At 59.7% G+C, this 595-nt stretch carries 1 pseudogene; it reads left to right on the top strand.

Annotation, left to right across the window (positions count from 1 at the left end):
• Positions 1-170: 170 nt before the first annotated feature.
• Positions 171-460, top strand: a pseudogene (locus tag IVB48_RS34930) (transposase); the annotation flags it as partial.
• Positions 461-595 lie beyond the last annotated feature (135 nt).

Here is a 595-nt window from a genome sequence, read left to right on the forward strand (position 1 = left end):
TCTCTGGGTAGGCATCAGGCTTCCTCATTGGTTGAATGAGAAACCCGTAGCCCGGTTGAGTTGTCGGCCGAAGCGTCCGGCACCGCCAAACGGTGCTCACGATCGCCTGAAATCGCTGCTCACGATCCTCTGAAATCGTTGCTCACGATGCGGTGAAATCCGTGCTCACGATCCCGCGAAACACGCACCAAGACGAGGACCAAAGCAAGAAGCGCAATCGTTTAACGGAAGAGCAGATCATCGGGATCTTGAAGGAGCAGGAGGCCGGGGGTTCGGTGGCCGTCTGTGCCGCAAGCACGGCGTCAGCGACGCCAGAATCTACAAATGGAAGGCCAGGTTCGGCGGGCTGGACGTCTCCGAGGCCAAGCGGCTGAGAACGGAGGACGAGAACACGAAGCTGAAGCGGCTCCTGGCCGACGCCATGCTGGACAATGCGGCGCTGAAGGACCTCTTGGGAAAGAATGTATGACCCGCCCCGCCCGTGCAAGGTCGTTTGATGAGGACGATGCAGTCTGCACAAATGTATCCGGCCTCTTGCAAGTGGGCCGCTGTTGCGGCCAGGCCATGATGAGATCCGCGCGTGCCGTTCCCAGAT

This window comes from Bradyrhizobium sp. 76, from assembly GCF_023073025.1.
Lineage (GTDB): Bacteria > Pseudomonadota > Alphaproteobacteria > Rhizobiales > Xanthobacteraceae > Bradyrhizobium.